Source organism: Natronolimnobius sp. AArcel1, from assembly GCF_011043775.1.
Taxonomy (GTDB): domain Archaea; phylum Halobacteriota; class Halobacteria; order Halobacteriales; family Natrialbaceae; genus Natronolimnobius.
Window position 1 is genome coordinate 263,890 of record NZ_JAAKXY010000005.1, and the last position, 26,225, is coordinate 290,114.

Here is a 26,225-nt window from a genome sequence, read left to right on the forward strand (position 1 = left end):
AAGCCATGGTGTGCACCGGCTTCTGCTGGGTCGCTTCTGTCAGTTGGAATCAAGAGTATGTCGACTGGCTTTGATGATCAGTCGTCGCCTGTTTTTGACGAGGACACGTCCTTGTCTGTGGGTTTCGTACTCTCGAGTTGACCTGTTTCGTAGCCAGCCCAGTCGAATCGCTGCTGGAAGTAGACGGCTACGTTGACCAAGGCCAACAGGACCGGCACTTCGATTAGTGGGCCGACAACGGTGGCGAATGCAACACCGGACCCGACACCGAAGACGGCGACGGCGACCGCAATTGCGAGTTCGAAGTTGTTCGACGCCGCAGTGAAGCCAATCGCGGTGGTCGTCGAGTAGTCTGCCCCGATACTGCGTCCCATCGCGAAGCTCACGAGGAACATTAGTACAAAGTAGATCGTCAGCGGGACCGCGATCCAGACAACGTCGGTCGGCTGAGCGAGGATGTTCTCGCCTTGTGTGGCGAACATCACGACGACAGTAAACAGGAGCGCGATCAGCGTGACAGGGCTGATCTTCGGGACAAACTGTTCTTCATACCACTCCTCTCCTTTGGACCGCACGCCACCGACTCGAGTCAGGATCCCACCGGCGAAGGGAATGCCGAGGAAAACCGCAATCGCCCAGAACACCTGTGTAACCGTGATGTCGAACGTGCCAATACCAGCAACCAGCGCGTCCATCCCTAGTAGCGGCGGCAAGAACAGTGCGAAGAACCAGATGTACACTCCGTAGGTAATGATCTGGAAGACGCTGTTGAACGCGACCAGACCCGCAGCGTACTCACTCGAGCCATCGGCAAGGTCATTCCAGACGAGAACCATTGCGATACACCGGGCCATCCCGATAAAGATCAACCCGAGGAAGTACTCAGGATGGGCTGGGAACGGCGGGACGAGGCCACTGAAGAAAATCACTGCGAGCAGGAACATCAGCGTCGGCCCGATGAGCCAGTTCTGGATAAGACTCAAACTGAGTACGCGCCACGCGCTGAACACCCGCGGCAACTGGCCGTAGTTGACCTTCGCCAGCGGCGGGTACATCATCGCAATCAGGCCGATTTCGACGAGGTAATACTCCTGAATCAGACCAACTATCCCTGGAGCGACGTACCCCAAGCCGACGCCCAGCCCCATCGCGAGGAAGATCCAGACGGTCAGGTACTTATCGAGGAAATCCATCGACCGCGGATCACCACAATCTGGACAGCTGCAGTCCTGCCCGTGTTCGTGTTCATGGCTACTCACCGTGACCGACCTCCGGCCGATGGTGGCCACCCGTCATATCAATTCGACACGCTCCCCCTCTCGTAAGAGTGTTTGTACTCATCACCATTGCTGATATGTTATTCGTCAGCAGCGATGACGTCGAGTTGTACGGCAGCGTTGCCAGGGAGCGAGCAGACACCATCGGTCGTACGCGGTGGATACGTCCCGTCGAATTTGGCCTGGTACACCTCATCAACGGCCCTCCGTCCGTCCATATCGGTCAACTGTACCTCGATTTTCATCACATCTTCAACTGCGGCATCCCGTATCGACAGCAACGACTCGAGTCGCTCGAGACACAGGTCTGTCTGCTCTTTAATTGAGCGGTCGCTCATAACAGCCCCAGACTCTTCGGGAAGGATTCCCTCAAAGAAGAGCAAGTCAGACTCACCTGTTCGGACGCCGTAGGCTGATCCGTTCCCAGCCCTCTCGCGCTGTCGTTTACTTTCGCTGCTGATTCTATCGAACTCGGCTGCCTCCGGTTCGGCGGACACGGCATCTACCACCTGATCATCGTGCCTTGATTGAGCCATGGTTCAATTGAACAAACGCTCATATAAATATGCACTGGTACGGATTTGGCCGGGTAGCCAATCCGCATTTTCGGCTAGTAATCGACGACGTAATCAACGAGATCCATCGAGAACCGTCAATAGTGCACTTGCACGGCTTGTAGCCTGATACTTCCGCCACCGTCCGTCTTTTTGCTTTGTGACGAGTCCAGCGTCGACAAGCGTCGAAAGCGCATGACTCACGGCACTATCGCTGACATCAACGAGCGGTGTGATTTCACATACACAAAGTGCGTCGTCTGCTTCAACTAGGAGCCGTACGAGTCGATATCGCGTCTCATTCCCAAGGGCAGTTACTGTTTGAACATCTTTTGAAACAACCTGGTCATCAAGCACTGATTCCAAGTTGTCGAGTTCAGCAATGCGGTTCTGAAGATCCTCATTTCGGCACTCACCGAGTTCGTCCTCGAGATAGCGACGGAGTCGGTCAGCTGTTTCTGCCATACGAAGATAGTTGTGGAGACACTCAAATAAGAGTTCTGTCGAGGGAACAGGCCCTACGTGGCACAACTTCGAAAATTCCCAGCATTCAGCCCCGAGCACAGTGGCTCGGGGCACTCTGCCTGCCACCTATGTAGACTGAACCCTTGGACGAGACACTTTCGCTGATCAGTCATTGAGACAACTGCGTACGTGTCTCTCACATATCCGTATTCACTGGCTCCCGGAACTCTTATTTCACGTCACACTAATGTGTATATATGTACGACCTCACAAAGTTCCAGCGAGATTTACTGTACGTAATCGCCAGTCAGGACAAACCTCACGGGCTTGCGATCAAAGATGAACTCGAGAAGTACTACGAGAAAGACATCCACCACGGTCGACTGTATCCAAACCTGGATATCGTCGTCGAAAAGGGTCTCGTTGAGAAGGGCAAAGCCGATAAGCGAACAAATTATTACACCATCACTGCCCGTGGTCACCGCGAACTCGAGGCCCGTCGTGACTGGGAAGATCAGTACATCGATACACTGCTTCTCGCAGTGAAATGAGTAGGAAACTGTCATAGAAGTGAGCAGAGGGGGGCTTCTTGTTTCTACGATACGCGTTGCTGACACTTCAGAAAACGCCGGAGCATTCGTAGGGTGCGCAGTCTTTACAGGCGTTCGAAAATCGGTGTGCGATTTTCGTAGCCTCTTCGAGAGCAGTGCTCTCCAACGGTCGGCGAATCTTTGATTCGCCTCGACACCAGACTCGCACGGCGATTCTGAGGACGTTGATTCGTGCTCTTGGCACTCGCAACCGTACTTTTCGAGGCCAAACACGCGATCGGACCGATCTACTGGTCGTCGTCCTCCAGAGCGAACCGTTCCTCGAGGTGGCTGGCGAGGGTCTCGGAAACTTCCGTGAGATACACTGTGCCCCACGTTGCGACGATGAGTGCGCCGAGTGTGTTGAACAGCATGTCGACGATTGTGTCGTCAATACCGTGTTGAGCGAGGATAGGCTCCATTCCCAGTGTGAGCGCACCCTGGTCGACGAAGAATTCCAGAATCTCCCAGATGACACCCATTGCGAGGACGAACACCAGTGTGAACGCGAACATCGCCCACCGTGGGAGGTGGATCGTTGGATCGTGCAGGTGGACTCCTCGAATCGCAGCGTAACCGGCGGCGGCGACGACCGTGGCTGAGAGCGTGTGCGTGAGGTGGTCGTAGGGGGCGATTGCGTCGTACAGGCCTGCGGTTCCGAGCGCATGCAAGAAGACGGCGCTTGCTACCCACAACGCGAGTCCTGGCTCAATCGCAATATGGTAATCACGCTCCAGTACGGCCGGGATGAACGTAATCACGAGCGCGAGTGCGGCATTGGTGGCAACAGGAACCTGGAGCATCCACACACCGTAGAGCAACAGGCCGACGAGTACGACCTGCATAAATCGGACCAGTTGAATCTGCCGTGTCACCGAAATTCCCAGGCGGTCGCTCAGGACGACCCCTTCCACGTTCTCCGCTGCAGATTGTGATACCGGTGGGGCAGCCATCGGCGAGTCGGACTGCGAAGTGGCCGTTCGAAAGTACAGATAAAAGATACCCCCCGCGAGGATGCCGGCAATTGTTACGTAGATGAGTTCGATCATTACCGCTGCGTTGATCGCATCTTGCGTCCGGCCATCGAGCAGAAACGCCGTTTCGAACAGGACGTCCGACGACCAGCGAAGGATATTCAGGAGTCCGCCCATCGCAAGGGCGAACAACACAGTGAGCGTGACGGCAAACCACGGGACGAGACGAAGTTTCGTGAAGCGATGGAGTTCGACTGCGAGCAGCAATCCGAGCGTGGCAACCGCCAAACTCGGCGCGATTGCCGTCGTCAACGGCTGCGGGGCGAACGCCTCCCACAGGACAGGCAGACAGATCAGCCCGACAAAATACCACGGCGGCATAATCATCGGATCGCGAAATTTGATCGCCGGCGCGACGATAACACCGATAGCGCCCGCACCGAGCAGTACTGGCTCGTACCGCTCGAAAATACCACCACCGAGGAGACTCATCCCAAGGACGACAACGAGTAGCCACGAGAGGACCGTATTCCGTGACGACCCGTTGAACACCGCAGCGAGAGAATTCGTCCGACCCATTAGCTACGTGAACCACGTCGTTCGTTGCCTATGACCATTATGACTTTCAATTCCTGAGTCCGGGGTCGATCTCGAGTAGCGTATTGTGCTTGCTGCGACTGCTATCCTCTGATTTCACGCACAACACCTTGAAGTGATGAGTGACTCACTTGCTACCGTGCCACAGATACGTTGAAGATGTTCTGTCCCTTTTAGAAGGACACGATGATGCTTCCAACGCATGCGCTTGGCGGGATGGTACTCGCACTCCCGCTTTTCGCCGTGGCTCCGGAGTACGCATCCGTTGCCCTCGTTGCAGGATTGGTCGGCGGAATCTTCCCTGATCTAGATTTGTATGTCGGTCATCGAAAGACCCTCCACTACCCGGTCTACTACAGCGCGTTTGCCGTAGTTGCAGCAGTCATTGCACTCTTCGTGCCAACGATAGCAACTGTCAGTGTCACCGTATTCCTGCTCGGTGCCGCCGTCCACTGTCTGAGCGATATCCTCGGAAGTGGACTCGAGTTGCGCCCGTGGGAGGGAACCTCCGAGCGAGCCGTCTACGATCATTATCGCGATACGTGGATCGCACCCCGCCAACTGATCACGTACGACGGGTCCCCAGCAGACCTGTGCCTGTCGGGGGTGCTTGCGATTCCGCTGTTGTACGCCCTCGATGGGTTCTTTCAGTGGATCGTGATCGGCGCTATTGCCGTTGCAGTCGTCTACACCGCGCTCAGACGTCTCCTTGCCGACCTTGCAGCCGTTGTGTTTGGAGTACTCCCGAAGACCGTCCGTCCGTACGTCCCGGAACGCTATCTCGAGGATCTCGAGGCACCTCCCACGTGAACTATTCAGCCGACTCGCTTCTCTCGGTTGCTCATTACGGAAGGGGGATTCGCACCGAAATATAGAAATCCGAGACAGTCATCTATCTCACACAGTCATCGAAAATTCAATAAGCAGACACACCTTTCTCGAAACGCATAGATATGGATCTTCGAGTCGGGTTTCTGGCAGCCCTCGTGGTACTTCTCGGTGGGGTCGGTACACTGGTCGTCCTTCCACTCTTGCAGTATCTGTTGGCCGCTGCGTTGCTTGCTTTCGTCTTGTTCCCACTTCACGACGCGCTTGCACACCGAACGGTGTCGATCCGGGAAACCTCGATTACGATCACACCACGTCTCTCCGCGGTCGTCGTCACCATTTTTGGGCTCTTCGCAACGGTACTTCCGTTGCTCGTCCTTTCGCTCGTCGTCCTCCAGACTGTTCTCTCGTTCGTTGAGGACTTCGACGAGATGGCAATCACCGAGGTCGTTCACGGAGCGCTCGACGAACTTGGCTTTGACGAGAGCGCTATTACCGACCTAGAGACGTATCTCAGTGCCGAAACCGAAGGATTCCTGGATCGAAGTGTCGAACTCGCTCTTCAGGAACTACTTGGATTGTTGAATACGAGTTTTCAGGTTGCGTTGGGGCTGCTGGTACTGGTGTTCTTGCTGTATTACTTTCTTGTTGATGGTCGACGATTGGTCGGCTGGATCGGATCGGTCGCGCCGATCAGGGACGATGTCCGGAAAGAACTGATTGGCGAAATCGAAGACGTGACATGGGCGGTGCTGATGAGTCACGTCCTCGTCGCGTTCGCAGAGGGTATCCTCGGCGGAATCGGGCTCTACCTTCTCGACGTTCCAAACGCTGCGTTTTGGACGATCATCATGATCGTCGTCTCGTTCCTTCCCGCGATCGGCATCTGGCTGGTCTGGGCGCCAGTCGTCGGCTACCTCTTCCTGATGGGAGAGCCTCTCAGTGCAGTGTTGCTTCTGGCGTACGGAATCACCGTGCTCTCCGTCGTGGACAACTACCTACGTGCCGTACTAGTCGACATGGGTTCCGGTGTCCATCCAGGGACAGTTCTCGTGGGTGTCATCGGTGGGCTCTACCTCTTTGGGTTTCTGGGACTGCTACTCGGACCGGTGCTCTTGGCGATGTTCAAGGCCGTTGTAGAGGTGTTCAGCGAGGTCTACGACGCGAGTGACAACCCATCTGAGGAGATTCTTTCACCCTGAAGGTTGATTTAGTGTCGAATGTTCGCAGATTCCATCGCCGGTGGTTGCTCCTAGCACTTAACTTTCTCGAGCGACTTTCTCTAAGAGCTTAATGGAACGCTTGTCACACGAAAAGGAGGGTGATGAATCAATAGAGCACGACGCGACTGAGCAAGAGGGAGTTCAAACCTGTCCTGAATGCGAGTCAAGTGCGCTCACACGGAGTGCAGATGGGAGCGAGGTGAGTTGTGCAGAGTGTGGACTGATTCTTGAAGAGGAGACGATTGACCGAGGGCCAGAGTGGCGAGCGTTCAATGCCGCTGAGCGAGACAGCAAATCTCGTGTTGGTGCACCAACCACCCAGACGATGCATGATAAGGGTCTAACGACCACAATCGACTGGAAAAATAAAGACGCTTACGGCCGGTCTCTTTCCTCGGAAAAGCGGACGCAAATGAGCCGACTGCGGAAATGGCAAGAGCGTATTCGGACAAAAGATGCTGGCGAACGAAATCTGCAGTTCGCTCTTTCCGAAACCGATCGGATGGCATCTGCGTTGGGGGTCCCCAGATCTGTGCGGGAAGTTGCAAGCGTCCTGTACCGACGCGCACTCGACGAGGACCTCATTCGCGGCCGGTCAATCGAAGGCGTCGCAACGAGTACACTATACGCAGCCTGCCGAATGGAAGGCATTCCACGGTCATTGGACGAAGTTGCCGCAGTGTCCCGTGTCGAACGTATGGAAATCGGACGGACGTATCGGTATATTTCACAGCAACTCAGTCTCGAGATGCAACCCGTCGACCCGAAAAAATACGTTCCGCGCTTCTGTTCTGAACTCGAGGTCTCCGAAGAGGTGCAGTCGAAGGCGAACGAAATTATTGATACAACAGCCGAGCAGGGAATGTTGTCAGGAAAATCTCCAACTGGATATGCTGCTGCCGCGATCTATGCGAGTGCACTCCTTTGCAACGAGAAAAAGACACAGGCAGAAGTCGCATCGGTCGCGCAAGTAACTGAGGTCACGATTCGGAATCGATATCAAGAGCAAATCGCTGCTATTGGGATTCATCAGTAGTCCACGATCGATATCGGGGCTACAATGGCTGATCGGGGTTCCATTCACCCACTTCTACGGTCAGTCCTGCCCGGCGTAACCCGTCGGCGAGCGGGTCGCCGATAGCTGCCGCTGGGGTGAGGATGCCGCCCTCGAGCGGCGAGTCGATCCGATCGCACACAAGACACAGCGCCGCCTCGCCGAGCATCTTCGCAGTTGCGCCGTAACCTGGGTCCTGGTCGGCGCTGATTCGACTCTCTACGACGAACGGCCCGTCGGTGGCGGTTCCGCGACCGAGCACACGAATCGTGAAGTAGCCATTCTCTATTTCCTCTTTTGTTGGTCCCTCACCCGGTTCTGGGAACGCAAAGCGACGGAGAGCTTCCCGTGTCGGGTGGAACGTCAGTGCTGCAGTCGCCAATCCGAGCCCGGCCGAAACGGCGCTTGCACCTACCAGACCAACGAGGCCCGGTCCGATGGGGACGACCTCCGTACACTCGAATTCGCGGCTCCACGGATACTCGAGGAGGGCGTTACTCCGTCGAATCACTCGCTCGTTCATGACTGCCATCGGCGACGGGGCTGTCCACTCCCCTCGCAACGGATCATTTTGTGGGAGTGACTGTGCACCCGGATCGACGCCGTCACGCTCACCCGGCGGTGCCAGCGAGTACGGATTCCGAAGCGTCTGCCGAGCGACCGGATCGGTGGACGCAGCCCGGAACACTTCGAGGATGCTCGAGGCCGTGCCGCCGCTTACCCCGCCACGACCGTCCTCGAGATAGATTCGAACGAGATCGCAGGGAGTCCCGAACTCGTCGATGGCGAACGACTGTACGAGTTTCGTACCGAGGTCAGCTGGGATTGAATCGAATCCGCAACTGTGGACGATACGGGCCCCCGCATCGACTGCATCGTCGTGGTAGCGATCGATCATCTCCCGGACCCAGTTTATCTCCCCGGTGAGATCGCAGTAGTCCGTTCCAGCTGAGACACACGCTTCGACAAGCGGCGTGCCGTACGTGGTGTATGGGCCGACAGTCGTACAAACGACGCGGGTATCCTCGGCAAGCGCATGCAGGCTCTCCGGCTCTGTTGCATCGCCGATGACGATTGGGATCTCTTTCCATCCGGAACGGCGCTCCACGAGTGCAGCTTCTAGTTCGCGAAGCCGCGTCTCGTCGCGCCCACCGAGTGCGAGCGAGAGGTCGTCCGACGTGTACTGTTCGGTGAGGTATTCGGCGACGAGGCGGCCGGCGAACCCGGTTGCACCCCAGACGACGAGATCGTGTGTCCGGTCAATGTTCGACACGAGTATCAGTCGCTTCGTGGCCTATCGCCCTTAGCCGTTCGGTGGTCTCCACACTGAACTCACACATTTGGCAGAATGTAGTCCTCAACTGGGATGGCGGTACGGTTTTGATTTTTATCTGTGTCCGAATACCATCATTCAATGCTTCTTTCCCCTGACTTGTGATTGTACTGATGGTTACTGACAGTGCCTTACTTGAGCATAATCTGCGCAATAGTTTTTGTACCGGACTGTGTAACCGTTGTGCCCACCACAACCGGCCATTGAACCGATGATTTCGCTTCCGACCTGGAAATACGCGACACGGACTGCTTTCGCCACCAAATACAAATCTATCGATGATTTTCGATCCGGCCTGTTTTGTCCAACTGGGTCTACGTACCCGTTGAGTATCCCGTAGGAGGAGTGTCTCGGGATGGCCCCGACGGAGAGCGCCAACTCCAGAGCCGTTAGCTGAGGCCTGTACAGACATCTGTGATGAGTCCGTCAACGCCACTCGAACGGAGCTGATCGCCAACTTCAACCGTATCAACCGTCCAAGGCTCGACTCGGAGGTCCCGCTCGTGTGCGCGCTCCACCAGCGACGTTCGGAGACAAAGTTCGAGTCGCGGATGGATTGCGACGCAGTCGAGTGATACGGCCTGGTCGATCATCCCGGCGACATCCTGACGAGGGTAGATCGGGACCGTTGTTCCAACCAACCGAAATGGTCGTGCTATCATCGATTCACGGAGAATAAGTGCCGTATCAGCACCTGCTTTGGTCGCCGTCCGAACGATTGATGGCTCGAACGACGATAGAAGGACATCATGTGGATGGGCTGCGACCGTCTCGAGAACGTCGTCGACAAGTCCGGAGACCTTGAGGTCGAGGACGACGTCGACGGCCGCTGGGACGACCTCGAAGATGTCCTCGAGCAGTGGAACCCCTACGTCGGTCTCGAGCACAGAGAGGGTTTGTAGTTCGGAGGCGGTGAGATCGGCCACTGCACCGGTTCCGTTGGTGACCCGATCGACCGTTGCATCGTGGATGACGACAACCTCACCCGTGGCGGCCCGTCGGAGATCAATCTCGATCGCGTCGACGGTTTCGGCGGCGTTCTCGACCGCTATCAGTGTGTTTTCGGGGAATTCTGCGGCACAACCTCGATGGCCGATAAGACGAGGTTCGGTTTGCTCGCCCGTCCGCAATCGCGAGAACGAGAGATGCGTGAGCACCGACGCGGCTGCGAGTGCACCACCTCCGTCACGCAGAACGTCTCGTCTTCCTCGAGTGCTCATAGGATACTAGCCTTGGAGTTGGTCCTTAATTGTTTTTGGTAAGATCGTCTATAGAGTATTGTCTAGTTTCGCACCTCGTCAACTGGTGTCTTTCCATTGAGCGATTGAGGCGGTCTCTGATGGTTACAGTAATGTATAAATTTATCAATATATTTGCGACCATTTCGACGACTGTCTACCCACGAGGTATGGAAACGGTCAACACACACTCTGAGGGTGCGAAACCACTTTTCGATGAGGTTTCGATCGGTATAGTCAACCCGGGCGTTCAATCTAAATCGCCCAAGAGAAGTCCGGTACCCACACTGATCGACGAGAAACACGGTTTCGAAGAGATTGTGTTTCTCACGAAGTCCATACAGGAACGCAGCCGCCAAATCGGTGCCATGGTGGCGGAATAACTGGGGGTTGAGAGTAAACTTGGTATCGATGTATATTGCAACACTCAACCAAGACTATTCGCTGTTACTCTTGACAGCGGTCTCGTCAACCGCGACCCGCAAGGGAGAAGCCTTCGACGGGCCTGGTTACATATACGATAGATGGGGGACGCAGTTCTAAACGGACTCATGAGGGCGTTCCACGCCTAATTTAGCGAGTATTGTCGTTATCACACAACGTACCTATCTGGTCGCGTGGAGGCAGACGGCGAACACCCTGTCGGGGCGTCCTCTGAACGCAAAGCGTTCTGGTTGGCTCGATAAGAGCTACTATGTTTTGCGATTGTGCGCGGGCGAGGAAGCGTTCAAGAACTTGGCGACCATCTGTAGACGTGATGTCATCGCCTGAAGTTCTCGCACACCGCGGTTTCGCGGGGATCTATCCCGAGAATACTATCGGTGCTGCGACCGACGCTGCCGCCTATGAGGAGACGACGATGATTGAAATCGATGTCCAACCGGCTAGTTGTGGCACACCGGTCGTCTTCCACGACGACCGACTGGATAACACGCGGGATGGACAACCAGTGACAGACGGCTCAGGACTCGTCTGGGAAACATCGCTTGAGGAACTTGCCGAGACCCGCGTGCTCGGGACAGAAGAATCTGTTCCGACATTGTCGGCGTTTCTCGAGGCACTTCCAGAAACGGTGGGCGTGAACGTCGAACTAAAAAATCCGGGTCGTTCTGACCTCCGGTTCGCCGAATCTCTTGCTGAATCGGACCGCAAGGAGCAACGGGCACACTGGGCTCCGTTCGTCGAGCGCGTCGTCACTGACTGTGATGCATTCAGCGGCGAGATTCTTTTTTCGTCGTTCTACGAGGGGGCGCTGGCCGCCGCCAGGAATATCGCGCCCGACTACTCGGCCGCAGTATTGCTTGCTGACTCGGTCAAAACCGGTCTCGAAATTGCCCGCCGATACGATTGCGAAGCTATCCATCCGCCGCGGAATCAGGTCCGTGGAACTGAACTCGCAAGCGAGCCTTACGGTTCGATTCCTGCTGACGAACCGGATATCGATCTCCTCGAGATTGCCCATGATGAGGGACGGGCGGTTAACGTCTGGACCGTTGACACATGGGTACAGTTCACGCAACTGGCTGAGGTTGGTGTCGACGGTATTATTGTTGATTATCCAGGGCTGGGACAGTCGGCCAGACCGCAGGAGTGAGGTAATATAGTAGCCACTGACAGTCAGTGCACACCCAATCGCATGACAGCTATACGATTGGTATGTAAACAGTTTCAGTTGTTACTATAGACTGTGTCAGCCTGCCGGTGCCGGTTCTTTCGTAGCCCGACGGAACAGCCGCTGCACTGACAACAGGGCCGGCCGATATCCTCTCGTTTTCAATTGCGCCTTCCCGGGCACAACTGCATAACTCTTTTTGGGCATCTCTTGTGACAGCGTAGACAGTTTCGTGGTCCGTACGATAGTTCGAAGGGCCATTTGTGGTCAAGCCGACCGATAGCTACATATACTATATATCTCTATATAGTAGGCTATAGTCGCACGGAGTTAACAGTATGTTGGAAATACGACGTATGGTTGGACGAGCGGCGAATCGACTCTCAAGCAGACGGCGAGCTCTAGGTGATCATGGATGACCAGCGAGACTGTCTCAGATGCAATAGCAGGTGCTGTCGTCGACCTCGACGGGACAGTGTATCGTGGCGATGAACCGATCGACGGGGCCGTCAGAGGAATCGAACGACTCCAATCGGCGGGAATCGACGTTGTGTTCCTCTCAAATAAGGCCTTCGAGCAGCGAGCCGCTCATCGAGAGCGCCTGGCGTCGTTCGGCCTTGACGTTGACCTCGAACACATCGTCAACTCGGCATCAATCGCGGCCGACTTCTTGGCGCGACGCCATAGCTCGGATCCGGTATATGTCGTCGGTGAAGATCCACTCGTCGTCGAACTCGAACGGGCGGACCTCAAGGTGGCATCCAATCCGTCGACTGCAGAGGTCATACTCGTCTCCATGGACCGGTCGTTCGCCTATGACACCCTGGTAGACGTACTCGAGGCCTTCGAGAATGAACCAGCAATGTACGCGACGAATCCTGACCGGACCTGTCCGGTTGCTGACGGTGAGATTCCGGACGCCGGTGCGATTATCGGTGCTATCGAGGGTCTGACCGGGAAAGAACTTGACGGCGTCCTCGGAAAACCCTCGCGCACCGCTCTTGAAACCGCAACAAATCGACTCGGCGTTTCGCCGAAACGGTGTCTCATGATCGGCGACCGACTCGAGACAGACGTTCGAATGGGCCACCAAGCAGGTATGACAACTGTTCTCGTCGAATCTGGCGTCACTGACCGAGCGGCCCTTGAGGAATCGACGGTGCGTCCCAATTATGTTGTGGACTCGCTGGGAACGATCGACGCCGTTATCGATTCATGATCGAGTTCGAACCGCTCGCACACGTTGATGACTCGGTCGCAAAGCTGGTGCTGGCGACGCTGCTGGGGATGTTCCTCGGACTTGAACGAGAGTGGTCCCAGAAGTCGGCAGGCATCCGGACGTTCGCCTTAATCAGCCTGCTCGCAGCGGTGTTCACGATTATCGGTGACAACGGTCTATTGTTGATTGGCGGACTATTGATCATTGCCCATGCGATCTTGCTCGCTGTTCAGAGTTTCATCGAAGAGGACGTCGACGGGCTATCGCTGACAACATCAGTGTCGATGCTGGTTGCGTATAGTATTGGTGCGCTCGTTGCCGAAGGCTACTTTATCGAGTCGGTGACTGTCGCAGTACTGTCGTCACTGTTGCTCGTCCTGAAACGCGAACTCCACCAGTTCGCGTGGGGACTCTCGAGAGAAGAGGTTCGGAGCGCCGTTGAATTCGTTATCCTCGCGTTCGTTATCTATCCGCTTCTCCCCGCTGAGACGGTCGATCCATGGGGAGCGGTGCAGCCACAGTTGATCTGGTCGCTCGTGATTGCTATCAGTGCGATCGGATTCGTCAACTATGTGCTGGTGAAAAAATACCAGGGAATGGGCGTCGCTGTCACCGGCTTTTTCGGCGGGCTTGTCAACTCAACGGCCGTTGTGGCCGAGATGGCGAAACGGGCGACCGACCAGAGGGGAATGTTTGACCTCGCTGTGGGAGCTATCCTGCTCGCGAACGCGGCGATGGCCTTTCGGAACGGGGTCATCGTGGTCGCGTTCGTCCCCGAGGCCGCGCTGGTGATCGGTGCCCCTCTCGGTGCGATTACGATCGCCGGTATCGCAATCGCAGTCACGATGAGCGACTGGCGGGCGGATTTCGAAGCGGATCTCACCTCTCCGTTTAGTCTTCGCAACGCCCTCTCGTTCGGCGCGCTATTCTTGCTCGTCTTGCTCGTCTCCGTCGGTGCCGAACAGGCCTTCGGTGCGACCGGCTTCCTCGCGACGACGTTCTTCGCCGGCTTGGTCTCGAGTGGCACCGCGACGACCACTGCGGTCACGCTCGTCAGCACCGGTCAGATCACGACTGAGACTGCCGTGGCGGGCGTTCTTGCTGGTACCGCTGCAAGCATCCTCGTCAAGACGGTGTTCGCAGCGTCTATCGCTCGAGAGTTGGTCCGGCCGGTGTTGCTTTGGAATCTGGTGTTAATTGGTGTCGGTGTGCTCGTTGGAATGCCGTTACTCTTGCGTTGAATCGCAGGACGAGATGGCACCGACGCCCATTCAACGACATATAAATGGTAGCGATTATTTTGTTATCATAGACTCCGCATTGTCAGTGAACAAAACTACCACCTATTGTTTCCATGTGTATTTTCACTGCGCAATATACTCTCCAACCGGTACTTTTATAATCTATGTGTTCTAAACGGTTGTTTATGTACGACAATCAATCGCGTAGAAATGTACTGAAAACCACGGGGGTTGTCACTGCAGCTGGACTCGCTGGCTGTATGGGCAACGGAAACGGGGATGCCGACGATGCTGAGGACATCGACGACGACGTATTAACTGCTTGGCACGCAATGGGTGGCGGGTCGGGCGAACTGCTGGACGATATGGTCGAGCGCTTTGAGGGTGCCGACAGCGAATCGGAGTACCAGGGAAGTTACGAAGATATCCTGAATAGTCTGTTCGGCGCAATTGAGGCCGACCAGATTCCCGACGTCGTGATGATTGACAGCCTGCACAACCAGCAGGTGCTCGATACAGAGGCGATGCAGTCCGCCGAAGGGCTACTGCCCGATGACTATCCAACCGACGACCTCGTCGAAACCGTCCAGGACTTCTTCCGCGTCGACGGCGAGTTGTTCTCGATGCCGTTCAACAACTCGAACTGCATCCTCTACTACAACAGAGATGCGTACGAGGAGGCCGGCCTCGATCCCGACCAGCCCCCCGAAACACTTGAGGAGGTTAGAGAACACAGTGAAGCACTCGTCGATTCAGGTGCGGTTAACTACGGTATCACGTGGCCAAACCATGTCTGGTTCATTGAGACCTGGTTCTCGCTGGCTAATGAACTCATTCTCGACAACGAAAACGGTCACGACGGTGCACCGACGACGATGCACACCGACACTGACTTCGCTGAGGATCTCTGGAGTTGGTGGCGTGACCTCTACGAGGATGATCTCTTCTTGAACCCCGGCATCGAAGCCTGGGACGAGGCACGAAACGCCTTCCTTGCAGAAGAAGTCGGAATCAAACTCGACTCGACGGCCGCAGTCGAAGCGACCGTTTCGGGTGCTGAGGGTGATATCGAAGATGAAGAGGACCTTGATGATGATGACGTCGACGGGTTCGAACTCGGAACCGGCTTCTATCCCTCTCCAACTGAGGACCGAACGGGCGTCGTCATCGGTGGGGCGTCGCTGTTCATCAGCGGCGATATGGACGACCAGCGCGAGGAGGAAGTCGGTGAACTGCTCGCCTACCTTGGTTCGGTGGAAAACCAGATTGAGTGGCACCAGGGAAGCGGTTATTACCCGATTCGCGAGGAAGCTATTGACGAACTTGAAGACGAGGGCTGGTTCGAGGACGAACCTCACTACGCAACGGCGTTCGATCAGTTGCTCGAGTCTGAGACGACGCCGGCAACCCGCCGGATGCTCGTCGGCCCCGCTCGCGAGGTGCAGCTGACGGTCCAGGAAGAGTCCCAGGAAATCTTCTCCGGCAGCGTCAGCGTCGAGGACGGGCTCGCGAACATGAAAGAGAGTGTCGAAGAAGAGCTCGATCGTTACTCCCGAGTTGCAGGCGAGTAAGATAAACTGAACTATCACGTTTCAGATAAATGTCAAGAGAGATTTACAACCGCTCGTGGCTTGCCTACCTCCTGTTACTGCCGACGATCGTCGTCTCGGCCGTTTTCCTCTACTACCCGGCTGCACAGGCGGTCAACCTCAGCCTATATGAGACCCTACAGTTCGGTACTCAACGGGTCTGGGCCGGCTTCGGCAACTACAGTTACTTGCTCACCTCGAGCGACTATCACAGCAGCATCGTCGTCACGATTGTATTCTCGTTGATCGTCATCATCGGTGTGATGGCCATCTCGCTGGTCGTCTCGTATCTGATCTATGAAGTGAACATCGGCACATCGTCGTATCTGATTGCGGCGATCTGGCCGTACGCCCTGCCACCGGCAGTTGCAGGAATTGTCTTTTTCTACATCATCCATCCTAGCCTCGGCGTGCTTACCCAACCAATTCAGGCTATCTTTGGCGTCAATATCGATTGGTTTACGCAGGGTGGGCAGGCGTTCATTGTGGTGACTGTTGCGGTCATTTGGAAGCAGATTGGCTACAATGTCATCTTCATGATCGCCGCGCTCAACAACGTCCCTGATGCTCTCGGTGAGGTTGCCGATCTTGATGGCGTTGGTCGCTTCCAGCGGCTAGTACGGGTCTACATGCCGCTGATCTCGCCGACGCTCATCTTCCTCGTTGTGATGAACACGATCTATGCGTTCTTCCACACATTCGCGTTCATCGATATCCTCACTCAAGGCGGTCCAGGTGGGGCAACCAACATCATGATCTACGATCTGTATCGTAATGCGTTCGAATTCAACAACCATGGACTGGCGTCGGCACAGTCGGTCATCCTGTTCCTCGTCGTTGGCCTGCTGATGTTCGCGCAGTTGCGCCTGTCCGACAAATACGCACACTATGGGTGAGAACACGTGAGTACAGACACTCAATCCACGATCGACCGAGTCGCCGAATCGCTCGAAAAACCGACAACGGATCGAACCCAGTTGCTGGTCCACGTCGGACTCGGGGTTTCGGTGTTCTTGATGGCGTTTCCGATTCTGATCGCGTTGCTCGTGAGCACGCAAGAACAGGGCGTCATCAACAGCGTGGGCGACCTCGCCCCGGGCAGTCACATGGTCGAGAACTACGAAACGGTGATGACCGACTACAACTTCGGTGTCTACCTGCTGAACTCGTTTATCATGTCGATCATTATTGTCGTCGGCAAACTCGCAATCTCGCTTTTGGCGGCGCTCGCCATCGTCTACTATCGGTTCCCGTTCAAGAACCTGATGTTTATGTTGATCCTCTTTACGCTGATGCTGCCGGTGCCGGTCCGGTTCGTGCCGCTTTTCAACATCGTCACGGACTTAGGGTGGTACAACAGCATGCTCGCGCTCACTATCCCATATCTGGCGAGCGCGACCACCGTCTTCCTGTTGCGCCAGCACTTCCTCTCGATCCCCGCGTCGATCGTCGAGCAGGCAAAACTCGATGGGATCGGGCCGCTGAAGTTCCTCATCTACGTCCTGATACCGATGTCGAAGGGAATGCTCGCTGGCGTCTCCGTCATCATGTTCATCTACGCCTGGAACCAGTACCTCTGGCCGCTGGTTATCATTGATTCGCAGGCCCAGCAGGTCACACAGGTCGGGATTACCCTCTTGCAGGGAGACATTCAGGCCGGCGAATTGCAGTGGTCCATTGTGATGGCAGGTGCCATCATCACGCTCATCCCGCCGCTGCTCGCACTGATCGCATTCCGAAAACCACTCCTCGAGACCTTCGGGGTCCAACAGAAGTGAGCTATCAATGACTGATATTACACTCGACAACATTACGAAACGGTTCGAAGATGTCACGGCGGTCGACTCGCTCGACTTAGAGATTGATGACGGCGAATTCCTCGTCCTCGTCGGCCCCTCGGGTTGTGGGAAGTCGACAACGTTGCGGATGCTCGCCGGACTTGAAAGCGTTACTGACGGTGATATTCTCGCCAACAGCGAACCGATCACCGATCTAGTGCCAAAAAACCGCAACGTCGCGATGGTGTTCCAGAACTACGCGCTCTACCCACATATGTCGGCGAAGCGAAACATGACGTTCGGCATGAAGTCAGCAGGCAGCTACACTGACGAGGAGATTGAAGACCTCGTCACCGAAGCGGCGGCGATCCTTGACATTGAGGATCTCCTTGAACGCAAGCCGAAAGCGCTCTCAGGTGGGGAACGTCAGCGTGTCGCGATCGGCCGCGCGCTCGTCCGTGATCCGGATTATCTCCTGATGGACGAGCCACTGTCAAATCTCGACGCAAAGTTGCGAATCCAGATGCGCGCCGAGTTGAGCGAACTCCATGACGAACTCGAGACGACAACCATCTACGTCACACACGACCAGACCGAGGCCATGACGCTTGGCGATCGTGTTGCCGTAATGAACGCTGGGGAACTCCAGCAGGTCGCTCACCCACAGGAGTTGTACGATTATCCAGCCAACCGGTTCGTCGCTGAGTTCATTGGGAGTCCGGCGATGAACACACTACCGGTCGAAATCCGGAAAGACGGTGACGGCTACGTGGCAACCGGTACCGACGTTGACGTCCAGTTGCCACAGGCCGACGGTCTGGCCGATTTCGAAGGTGATCGTTTGCTCCTTGGCGTCCGGCCAGAGGACCTCCACGAGGACGCGGCTGATGCGGACACGTCAATCCAAGCAGAAGTCACCGTGACCGAACCTCTTGGCGACACGACGTTGATTCACGGCGAGGTTGCCGGCACGATGGCGAAGTTCAAGGTCAGTGCTCGCTCATCGCTTCGACAGGGTGATATCGTCGAGTTCGGAGCCGACCTTGACCGACTCCACCTCTTTGACGACGAAACCGGAACGACGATCTACCACTCCGATCGATCACTCGAAACCGCTGAGAAACAGCTCTCGCAGTAATCAACACGCAGGAATGAAGATCGATACGCGTATCGACCGTCGGATCAGAAACGAAACATCTGATCTGATCGTCCGTGATCGAGCGGTTCTCGATCCGACAGCCTGTCGAACCGATGTTCAAGATCGCGGACGGTACGTTGAGCGTTTGCTCGACGCGATAGAGCCCGTGTTCTCGGGTTCGACCCCACCGACATTGTACGTATGGGGACCGAAAGGGGCTGGGAAGACGACGCTCATGACTGCCATCACCGGACGGCTTAACACGCTCAATGGCGATGGCGGTACCACGATGCACACGACGACGCGAACAGCCCACCGACAACTGCCGCGCGTCGCTTCCGTCGACCTTCGGCAGATATCGAGCGAGTTTACGTTCTATCGGCGGGCGTTGATGTCTTTGCTTGGTCCTGAGGCTGTGCCATCAAACGGCGTGAGTACGGACGCGCTCCGGGACCGACTCGGTAAACGGCTCACTGCTAAGCCATCGTTCATCGTGATTGACCATATAGACGATACAATGGGCCCATCAATGGAGACGGTCACACAGTGGCTCTCCCAGATCAAAGGCGAACATCCGTGGATAGGAATTGGGCGCACGAACCCGGACGAACTTTGCGTGGATGTCCCTCGGATGGTTAAGATTCCAGCTTACAGGACCCATACGCTCGTCGACATACTCAGTTCACGGACCGAAGCCGGACTCGCGCCGGATGCTGTCACACGTGAGCAACTACATGTGATCGCTGATTGGGCCCATGGTGATGCCCACGACGCAATCTCGGCGCTGTTCTCGGCGTCGCTCCTTGCCGAGTCGGCGGGGCGCGATCAACTCTTGGAAGACGACATCAGCGACGGGACTGAGGCGGTTCCATACCCTTCCTCAGCGCTTCACCGAGTCTTCACACTTGAGGAGAGCCGACAGGAACTGTTGTATCAGTATCTCTCACTTCCGGAATCCCAGCGACGATCTATCGGCGATACCGCGAGTACGCTGGCTGACGCCGACTCTGTCGATTTCAAACAATCGACTGTTAGACGAGTGTTGTACGAACTTGCCGACAACAGGGTTCTCCGACGGGTAGAACACCGAGATCCAGATCACAGCTACGGTCGCGGACGGGGGCGGCCCCCGAGTCATGTCGAACCGACGTTTCCGCCGCTCGTCTTTCGGGCGCTCTACTCGAGAAATGGGGGTTGATATCCTCCACACGATGTACGGCGCGGTTTCCTCGCCGTTGTGGGAGTTTCAGACTACTTGACACGGATTGCTGTAATGACTTACCGACACAACTGCAGTACGCGTCGAGGTTCCACCAGAAATGACTGACGGCAGTCCGTATGAGTGTCTCCAGAGGCAACATTCCGTCTCGGTTGACGGTACTCGGGTTTGTGCGCTGTTCGTTGGAACTGCTTCGAGGACTGTGCTGATCACAAATGAAACACACCCGAGAGCAGTGTATCCGTTAGTCGTCACTGCGGACCGGTTCAAGAGACTGGCCCAGTTCTACGGGTCGATTCTGGTCGGACGATTCGAATATTGAATCAACAACGCGTTGTACGGCGATGCCTTCGGTGACCGTATTCTGGCCAGGGTGTTTCCCGGCGCGAACGCCCTCGAGGAATACAGATTGTTCGATACGATGCGTATTTTGCTGAGCGATGTCGATGTCACTCTCGATGAGATGGTCGGTCCCGTCGGAGCTCGTGTCGTAGATCGTTAATTCCTGCTCAGAGCCGTCGAGGCCAGGGCGAACACGTGCCCCTGCTTTGGTTCCGCGGATGAGGAATTCGTCGTTCGGTGGCCGGTTCGCCGCCCAGGCAACTTCGAGCGAGATGGTACGGCCGTTCGCACACCGAATAAATGCACTCACCGAATCGTCAACATTGAAGCTGTCAGGCCCTGCATCATCTCCGTACATCTCGAGGTAGGTATAGTCCTCGCGACCGCCGAACTGTGAGCGTGTTGCACCGGAGACATCGACGACTTCGGGAAACTCCATGAAGTGCAGTGCGAGATCGATCGCGTGAATCCCCAGATCAATGAGTGCCCCACCGCCCGCGACTGATTTTGTGGTGAACCACGAGCCACGACCTGGAATGCCACGTCTCCGAACGTAGTTTGCTTCGATGTGTGTTATCTCACCTAGTGTTCCCCGATCCTGGTACGCTTTCGCGACAGTGACTGCGTTACTAAACCGGTTATTGAACCCGACCATACAGAACCCATCAGCCGCGGCCGCAGCGTCTGCGATACGGCGGGCACTCTCGAGGGAATGGGCGAGGGGTTTCTCGAGAAGGACGTCGAGTCCTGCCTCGAGTGCGCCGACAGCGTACTCCTCGTGGAACCGGTTTGGTGTTGTCACGATGACTGCATCAACTACGTCGTAGAAGTCTGCAGGTGTTTCGAACGTTTCGACGCCGTATGCCTCACGAAACTCGTCGCGGGCAGTCTCGTCAATATCGAGTCCAGCAGTGAGGTTTGCACCGAGTTCTACAAGTTGGTCCGCATGGTGGCAGCCGATGTTGCCCAATCCAACGAGGCCGACTCGCGCTTGAGTAGGTGCGTTCATTCAATCCTCCGGCGCCCGTTCGAGTTTGTGATCACGTTCGAATGCGACTTCGAGGATGCGTTCGTGGAGCGACCGACGGACTTTGCCATAATTTGTACACTGTGGTGGTAGTTTGTCTCTGTCATGGTATCTCTTGTATCAGTAAACAAGTCTGTAATTCACGATATAATATGTCGATGGCTACTATTTAGTCTTTCGGGCCAGTACCCTATTCCCAACCACCGTGTATACTGATCATGGGGCTTCGCTTTGAGTTCCAGAGGTCGGTTTGGTTCAGGCTCGTGGCAATCCTGTCCGGTACACTTATGCAACGTTCAGTTCTTGCTTGGTGTATGAAACGGTATTTGTTCTTTTTCTGCGTAGTACTCCTTGTACTGCTTGCGTTTAGCGCACCGTTTGTCGAACCGGGAAGCGGTGAATTCGTTGTCTTCGTGCTGAGCCTCGTGTTCATTGGTGCAACATTCATTGGAATTGCACTTCTCTCGCGTCTCGAATCGGATCCGTTTGACCGACTATTCTAGCCGGCCTCACAGCGAACACGGATCAAAATTGGACCGCACGACGCACCGCTTTTCAAGAGCGATCAGTCGTCGGCTGTCCCCTCAGTATCCGTTACGTGATCAGCGTCGAGTTCATCATCAACGATTGAATCGCTCTCCCAGTAGTCGTGCTCTGGCTGCTGGCGGAAGCAACTCACCTGATGGTCAGTATCGTCGGCGACAAGTTCCGGACGAGCGTTGCGACATGCCTCGCGGGCCTCCGGACAGCGAGTATGGAATCGACAGCCCGACGGCGGATTCACTGGATCCGGAATGTCAATGCTTCGAATCGGCGGAGACTCCGCCTCAGCAGTGCCATCCATGTCCGCAGTTGCCCACTTCAACACTTTCGTGTAGGGATGTTGCGGGTTGCCGATCACCTCTTCAGGCGTTCCGAGCTCGACGATTTCACCGAGGTACATCACTCCGATTCGTCCGCCGGACTGACCCGCAAGGTACCGCGCGTTCGAGAGGTTGTGAGATATAAATAGGAACGAAGTGCCAAACTGTTCCTGGAGTTCGAGCATGAGATCCATCATCTCGACGCGCAGGGAGACATCGAGTGCTGAGACGGCCTCGTCGGCCAGAATCAGGTCGGGATTCATAAACAGCGCTCGAATCAACGCACAGCGCTGTTTTTCTCCGCCAGAGAGTTGATGTGGATATCGCTGGGCATAATCCTCTGGTGGTGTCATCCCAACGTGCTCGAGCATACCAATCACTCGATCTCGGCGGTCATTCGCGTTCAGGTCATCCCGCCATCGTTTGAGTGGTGCCTCGAGACTAGCGAGGATTGGGCGGTTCGGGTTGAGTGATGCGCCAGGGTCTTGATGAATAATCTGGAGCGATTTTCGAATCTCGTCCCACGAAATGTCCGGGTCACGTCCGTCTTTCGCGGCCCAGACATCTTGCCCACGGTAACTGACCGTTCCACCAGTCGGACGTTGTAGCGCAATTGCAGTCTTGCCGAGAGTAGTTTTTCCGCACCCGGACTCTCCGACCAGTGCAACGACGTCGTTCTCTTCAATCTCGAGGTCGACGCCGTCAACGGCGCTGACGGAGTCTGGCTCGGATCGACTTAGCAGTCCAGCGTTCCCCTTCTCGAAGTGAACATCCACGTTCGAGAGGGTAACGACTGGCTCCTCATGCATCGGTCTCACCTCCGCGCTCAGTGTCACCGGTGTCAAACGGGAGTGCATCGGTTGCATCTTCCCAGTGGTGGCAGGCAACGCGGTGACCGTTGCTGTCGATTGCATCGAGGGGCGGATCGTCAGACTCACAGGTTACATCCGACAGTGGGCATCGCGGGTGATACGAACACCCCTCCGGAATGTTCACTGGGTCAGGGCTCGAGCCCTCGATCGGCCGCATTTCGTCGAGATCAATCTCGAGGTTGGGGACGGCTTTTAGCAACGCTCGAGTATAGGGGTGATCAGGGTCGTCGATTGTCTCGGCCGGTCCAACTTCGACGAACTCAAAGGCATAGAGGACGGCGAGTCGATCGGCCAGTCCAGCTACCAGCGGCAAGTCGTGCGTGATGAAGACGATGGTCAACGCGTACTTCGACTGCAGGTCACGCAGCAAGCTAAGGATCGACCGTTGCATCAAGAGGTCGAGTGCGGCGGTTGGTTCGTCCATCACGAGCACATCTGGCTCGAGAACGAGGCTGAGTGCGATCAACGCCCGCTGTTTCATGCCACCGGAGAGTTCGTGTGGATACGACTCGAGGATTCGGTCGGGGTCAAGGTAGACATCGGCAAGGAGTTCGCGCGCACGTTCCATCCCTGCCTCCACATCTGCATTGTGAGCTTCGAGCGTTTCGACGAAGTGGCCGCCGACTGCCATCGTCGGGTTGAACGAGTTCAATGCCCCTTGGAACACCATTGAAATCTCTTCCCAGCGGACGTCTCGAAGTGCCGATCCCTCGAGTTCGAGGATGTCGATCACGTCGCCGTCGGCAGTGTGGTAGTCGATCTGTCCGCTGGCGACGCCAGGATCGACAACGGCGTTGAGGAGTGAGTCTGCGAACATCGATTTTCCGCTGCCGGATTCCCCGACGATGCCGAGGATTTCCTCACGATGCACGTCGATATCAACGTCGTTGAGGACGTGTGAAACGCCTCGGTCCATCCCGAACGTTACCGAGAGGTTTCGCGCCTCGATAATGACGTCGGTTTCCTGTTCGTCAGGTGTGGCAATTGTTTCTGTCGCTGTCATAGTCCTTTGTTCACTGACATAGAGTCTGTTTCTGCGTCGCTATCGCTTGTGCTACTTCCACCAGCATCGTGATTTGTCTTCATGTGTTTCGCTCGAACTCGTGGGTTGAAGACACGATCGAGTGCTTGAGAGAGCAATAACAGTGCGAACGACAGCAAGATGATCGCGATCATTGGGACGATCAGCCAGTGGGCTGCATCCCACGAGTGCATCGCACCGCCGGTACTGTAGGCTCTGTTCAATGTCAGCCCCCAGTTCGCACCGGTCACCGGGAGAACGCCGAGGAAGTACAGTCCAACGGACGCGTAGATAACACCGCGAGCGTGGCCGACCATACTAACGAGAATATACGGCATCAGGTTCGGCGTCACGTCTTTGAGCATAATCGTCCGTCTCGAGATCCCCATCGTTCGGGAGGCTTCCACATACTCGACGTCCCGCAGCGTAAGCACCTGCGAGCGGATCGAGCGGGCGAGGCCTGCCCAGGCTGTCAGCGACAGCAAGACGCCGATTGTCACTGGATGGGATGGTTCAACGGCGGCCGCGAGAACGATCAACAACGGGAGACCGGGGATCGTCATCGCGATGTCGGATACGGTCATCAACGCCTGGTCAACGTTTCCGCCGATGTAGCCCGAACCGACGCCGACGATCGTCGCGACGGTCGTCGCGAAGACCGCCCCTGCGGTGATCATAATCAACATCATCGGTGTCGCGTGGACTGTCAACGAGACGATATCCTGTCCGTTCCCGTCGGTTCCAAGCGGATGCTCGAGTGTCTCAAAGGGGCCAAGCAGGTTTGGTCCCTGATTGACCTGTGGAGCGTCGACGAGGACAACCCCAGCTGTCGCCATCAGTACGTACCCGAGTAACAGAGCCAGTCCAACGAGTGCCCGCCAGTCTTGCCGAAGCACACGCGCGGGTGATGCGATCCAGCGATCGTAGATCACTTTTGCCCGCTCCTGTCTACTCATCGTCGTTCCGCTTGCACTCGAGAAGGCAGCGATTGGTGACTCCGTTCTCCCACCATCAGGAAGTGGACGATCGGCATCGGACTCGGTCGTGCTCGCTGAATCGTCACCGAGCAGATGCTCGAGATCACCGGTGGCTTCTCGATTGCTCGAGTCGTCTGTCTGTGGTTGTGATTGTCCGTTCTGGTCAGTAGGTTTCACTGTCCTCACCTCCGCTTTCTGCACGTGGATCTATCTTGCCGTAGGTCAGGTCGGCAATGAACACGGCGATGACGACGCCGAGGGTGATGATGAGGAACGCACCCATCATTACTGGGTAGTCGCCGCGTTCGATCGCTTGGAACATGTAGTAGCCGACGCCGGGATAGGCGAAGATTTCCTCGATAATGATCGAGCCGCCGAAGACGAAGCCGAACGCAATCATCAGGCCGGTGTACATCGGCAAGATTGCATTGCGAGCGACGTATCGCAGGGCGATTCGACGTTCGGAAAGGCCCCGGAGTCGAGCAACGCGCATGTAGTCTTCGCCCAAGACCTGAATGCTGTTGCCTCGCATCGACAGTGCAACGCCGCCGAATCCGGTGATCACAATCGAAATGATCGGGAGTGCTCCGTGGTGGAGCACGCTTCCGAGGTACTCGGGGCTGAAACCGGCGGCGATGTCGTAGTTGACTCGTCCACGTGTTGGGAAGAGCTCAAACCCGTAGCCGAGGAAATACACGAGTAACAACGCGGCGATGTAGTTTGGCGTCGAATTGAGTAGCAGCGAGATGACGGTCGATCCGACGTCGAAGCGACTGCCTTCCCAGTAGGCCATCACCGAACCGAGCGCAACTCCGATCAGGAACATGAGGAACGTTGCAACGGACATATAAAACACCGTCCAGGGCAACGCCGGAAAGAGTACGTCGGCAACAGGCTGGCTGAGCCACATGGATTCTCCCAGATCCGCTTGCAGGAGACTCACCATGTACTCGACGTACTGTTGCCAGAGCGGTTCCTCTGGGTTGACGTTCGTGTAAGCCTCGACGAGGTTGTTGATCTGTTCCTGGTCGATGTCGCCGGATTGCTCCTGGCGAAGTTGTGTCCGAAGGTGATCGACCGGACCGCCTGGTAAATACCGGATCAGTACGAACGACAGCGTCATCACTGCGAACACAGTGAACAACGCTTGGATTGTTCGCTTTGCGTAGTAATGCATAGATGGCGGATACTCTC

The 26,225-nt window shown here is 56.0% G+C and carries 24 protein-coding genes and 1 pseudogene; 13 read left to right on the forward strand and 12 right to left on the reverse strand.

Annotated features, from left to right (window positions below):
* Window positions 1-77: 77 nt before the first annotated feature.
* The 3 genes from arsB to G6M89_RS16295 form a co-directional block, all read right to left on the reverse strand.
* Window positions 78-1,259 (reverse strand): ACR3 family arsenite efflux transporter, encoded by a 1,182-nt coding sequence (gene arsB, locus G6M89_RS16285; RefSeq protein WP_343162654.1) that lies wholly within the window; start codon window positions 1,257-1,259, stop codon window positions 78-80.
* Window positions 1,260-1,357: 98 nt separating this feature from the next.
* Window positions 1,358-1,813, reverse strand: a complete 456-nt coding sequence (locus tag G6M89_RS16290) for a RidA family protein (protein WP_165162937.1) — start codon at window positions 1,811-1,813, stop codon at window positions 1,358-1,360.
* Window positions 1,814-1,906: 93 nt separating this feature from the next.
* Window positions 1,907-2,296 carry a metalloregulator ArsR/SmtB family transcription factor gene (locus tag G6M89_RS16295; protein ID WP_165162938.1) on the reverse strand — a complete coding sequence of 130 codons (390 nt, stop codon included), beginning with the start codon at window positions 2,294-2,296 and terminating at the stop codon, window positions 1,907-1,909.
* A gap of 257 nt (window positions 2,297-2,553) precedes the next feature.
* On the opposite strand from G6M89_RS16295, the gene G6M89_RS16300 reads away from it, so the two are divergent.
* Complete coding sequence (locus G6M89_RS16300; RefSeq protein ID WP_165162939.1) at window positions 2,554-2,847, forward strand: PadR family transcriptional regulator; 294 nt, start codon at window positions 2,554-2,556, stop codon at window positions 2,845-2,847.
* A gap of 287 nt (window positions 2,848-3,134) precedes the next feature.
* Here the strand turns inward: G6M89_RS16300 and G6M89_RS16305 are convergent, their stop codons facing one another.
* On the reverse strand, window positions 3,135-4,439 hold the full coding sequence (locus tag G6M89_RS16305; protein ID WP_165162940.1) for a hypothetical protein: 1,305 nt from the start codon (window positions 4,437-4,439) through the stop codon (window positions 3,135-3,137).
* Between the two features lie 204 nt (window positions 4,440-4,643).
* Here G6M89_RS16305 and G6M89_RS16310 point away from each other — a divergent pair, with 204 nt between their 5' ends.
* The 3 genes from G6M89_RS16310 (at window position 4,644) to G6M89_RS16320 (ending at window position 7,544) form a co-directional block, all read left to right on the forward strand.
* Window positions 4,644-5,267 carry a metal-dependent hydrolase gene (locus G6M89_RS16310; protein ID WP_165162941.1) on the forward strand — a complete coding sequence of 208 codons (624 nt, stop codon included), beginning with the start codon at window positions 4,644-4,646 and terminating at the stop codon, window positions 5,265-5,267.
* 143 nt (window positions 5,268-5,410) lie between these two features.
* A complete protein-coding gene (locus G6M89_RS16315) occupies window positions 5,411-6,487 on the forward strand; it encodes an AI-2E family transporter (RefSeq protein ID WP_165162942.1) in 1,077 nt (358 codons plus the stop codon).
* 91 nt (window positions 6,488-6,578) lie between these two features.
* Window positions 6,579-7,544, forward strand: a complete 966-nt coding sequence (locus G6M89_RS16320) for a transcription initiation factor IIB family protein (RefSeq protein ID WP_165162943.1) — start codon at window positions 6,579-6,581, stop codon at window positions 7,542-7,544.
* Between the two features lie 19 nt (window positions 7,545-7,563).
* Here the strand turns inward: G6M89_RS16320 and G6M89_RS16325 are convergent, their stop codons facing one another.
* The 3 genes and pseudogenes from G6M89_RS16325 to G6M89_RS16335 all read right to left on the reverse strand — a co-directional run.
* The gene (locus tag G6M89_RS16325; protein WP_165162944.1) at window positions 7,564-8,835 is read right to left on the reverse strand and encodes a saccharopine dehydrogenase NADP-binding domain-containing protein; all 1,272 of its coding nucleotides are present in this window, start codon (window positions 8,833-8,835) and stop codon (window positions 7,564-7,566) included.
* Window positions 8,836-9,284: 449 nt separating this feature from the next.
* Window positions 9,285-10,115: a glycerophosphodiester phosphodiesterase gene (locus G6M89_RS16330; protein ID WP_165162945.1), complete on the reverse strand. Its 831-nt coding sequence runs from the start codon at window positions 10,113-10,115 to the stop codon at window positions 9,285-9,287.
* A gap of 62 nt (window positions 10,116-10,177) precedes the next feature.
* Window positions 10,178-10,636: pseudogene (locus G6M89_RS16335) on the reverse strand (IS6 family transposase); the annotation flags it as partial.
* Between the two features lie 254 nt (window positions 10,637-10,890).
* Here G6M89_RS16335 and G6M89_RS16340 point away from each other — a divergent pair.
* The 8 genes from G6M89_RS16340 to G6M89_RS16375 all read left to right on the forward strand — a co-directional run bounded on the left by G6M89_RS16340 (window position 10,891) and on the right by G6M89_RS16375 (window position 19,908).
* A complete protein-coding gene (locus G6M89_RS16340; protein WP_165162947.1) occupies window positions 10,891-11,727 on the forward strand; it encodes a glycerophosphodiester phosphodiesterase family protein in 837 nt (278 codons plus the stop codon).
* Window positions 11,728-12,160: 433 nt separating this feature from the next.
* On the forward strand, window positions 12,161-12,964 hold the full coding sequence (locus G6M89_RS16345) for an HAD-IIA family hydrolase (RefSeq protein WP_165162948.1): 804 nt from the start codon (window positions 12,161-12,163) through the stop codon (window positions 12,962-12,964).
* The gene (locus G6M89_RS16350; protein WP_165162949.1) at window positions 12,961-14,205 is read left to right on the forward strand and encodes a DUF4010 domain-containing protein; all 1,245 of its coding nucleotides are present in this window, start codon (window positions 12,961-12,963) and stop codon (window positions 14,203-14,205) included. The genes G6M89_RS16345 and G6M89_RS16350 overlap by 4 nt, the downstream gene beginning before the upstream one ends.
* Window positions 14,206-14,390: 185 nt before the next feature.
* Window positions 14,391-15,776, forward strand: a complete 1,386-nt coding sequence (locus G6M89_RS16355) for an ABC transporter substrate-binding protein (protein WP_165162950.1) — start codon at window positions 14,391-14,393, stop codon at window positions 15,774-15,776.
* Between the two features lie 29 nt (window positions 15,777-15,805).
* The gene (locus G6M89_RS16360) at window positions 15,806-16,690 is read left to right on the forward strand and encodes a carbohydrate ABC transporter permease (RefSeq protein ID WP_165162951.1); all 885 of its coding nucleotides are present in this window, start codon (window positions 15,806-15,808) and stop codon (window positions 16,688-16,690) included.
* A gap of 30 nt (window positions 16,691-16,720) precedes the next feature.
* The gene (locus tag G6M89_RS22395) at window positions 16,721-17,572 is read left to right on the forward strand and encodes a carbohydrate ABC transporter permease (protein ID WP_394352373.1); all 852 of its coding nucleotides are present in this window, start codon (window positions 16,721-16,723) and stop codon (window positions 17,570-17,572) included.
* A gap of 7 nt (window positions 17,573-17,579) precedes the next feature.
* On the forward strand, window positions 17,580-18,710 hold the full coding sequence (locus tag G6M89_RS16370) for an ABC transporter ATP-binding protein (protein ID WP_165162952.1): 1,131 nt from the start codon (window positions 17,580-17,582) through the stop codon (window positions 18,708-18,710).
* A 13-nt stretch (window positions 18,711-18,723) separates the two neighbouring features.
* Window positions 18,724-19,908, forward strand: a complete 1,185-nt coding sequence (locus tag G6M89_RS16375; RefSeq protein ID WP_165162953.1) for a Cdc6/Cdc18 family protein — start codon at window positions 18,724-18,726, stop codon at window positions 19,906-19,908.
* A 265-nt stretch (window positions 19,909-20,173) separates the two neighbouring features.
* On the opposite strand, the gene G6M89_RS16380 is transcribed toward G6M89_RS16375, so the two are convergent.
* Window positions 20,174-21,280 carry a Gfo/Idh/MocA family protein gene (locus G6M89_RS16380; protein WP_165162954.1) on the reverse strand — a complete coding sequence of 369 codons (1,107 nt, stop codon included), beginning with the start codon at window positions 21,278-21,280 and terminating at the stop codon, window positions 20,174-20,176.
* A gap of 332 nt (window positions 21,281-21,612) precedes the next feature.
* Between G6M89_RS16380 and G6M89_RS16385 the strand changes: the two genes are divergently transcribed.
* Window positions 21,613-21,801, forward strand: a complete 189-nt coding sequence (locus G6M89_RS16385; protein WP_165162955.1) for a hypothetical protein — start codon at window positions 21,613-21,615, stop codon at window positions 21,799-21,801.
* Between the two features lie 62 nt (window positions 21,802-21,863).
* On the opposite strand, the gene G6M89_RS16390 is transcribed toward G6M89_RS16385, so the two are convergent.
* The 4 genes from G6M89_RS16390 to G6M89_RS16405 are packed head-to-tail and all read right to left on the reverse strand — an operon-like array spanning window position 21,864 to window position 26,208.
* The gene (locus tag G6M89_RS16390; RefSeq protein ID WP_165162956.1) at window positions 21,864-22,970 is read right to left on the reverse strand and encodes an ABC transporter ATP-binding protein; all 1,107 of its coding nucleotides are present in this window, start codon (window positions 22,968-22,970) and stop codon (window positions 21,864-21,866) included.
* On the reverse strand, window positions 22,963-24,036 hold the full coding sequence (locus G6M89_RS16395) for an ABC transporter ATP-binding protein (RefSeq protein ID WP_165162957.1): 1,074 nt from the start codon (window positions 24,034-24,036) through the stop codon (window positions 22,963-22,965). Before G6M89_RS16395 ends, G6M89_RS16390 begins: the two co-directional genes overlap by 8 nt.
* Entirely contained in the window at window positions 24,033-25,208 is a 1,176-nt protein-coding gene (locus tag G6M89_RS22790) for an ABC transporter permease (protein ID WP_206335595.1), read from the reverse strand. The genes G6M89_RS16395 and G6M89_RS22790 overlap by 4 nt, the downstream gene beginning before the upstream one ends.
* Window positions 25,195-26,208 (reverse strand): ABC transporter permease, encoded by a 1,014-nt coding sequence (locus G6M89_RS16405; protein ID WP_165162958.1) that lies wholly within the window; start codon window positions 26,206-26,208, stop codon window positions 25,195-25,197. The genes G6M89_RS22790 and G6M89_RS16405 overlap by 14 nt, the downstream gene beginning before the upstream one ends.
* Window positions 26,209-26,225 lie beyond the last annotated feature (17 nt).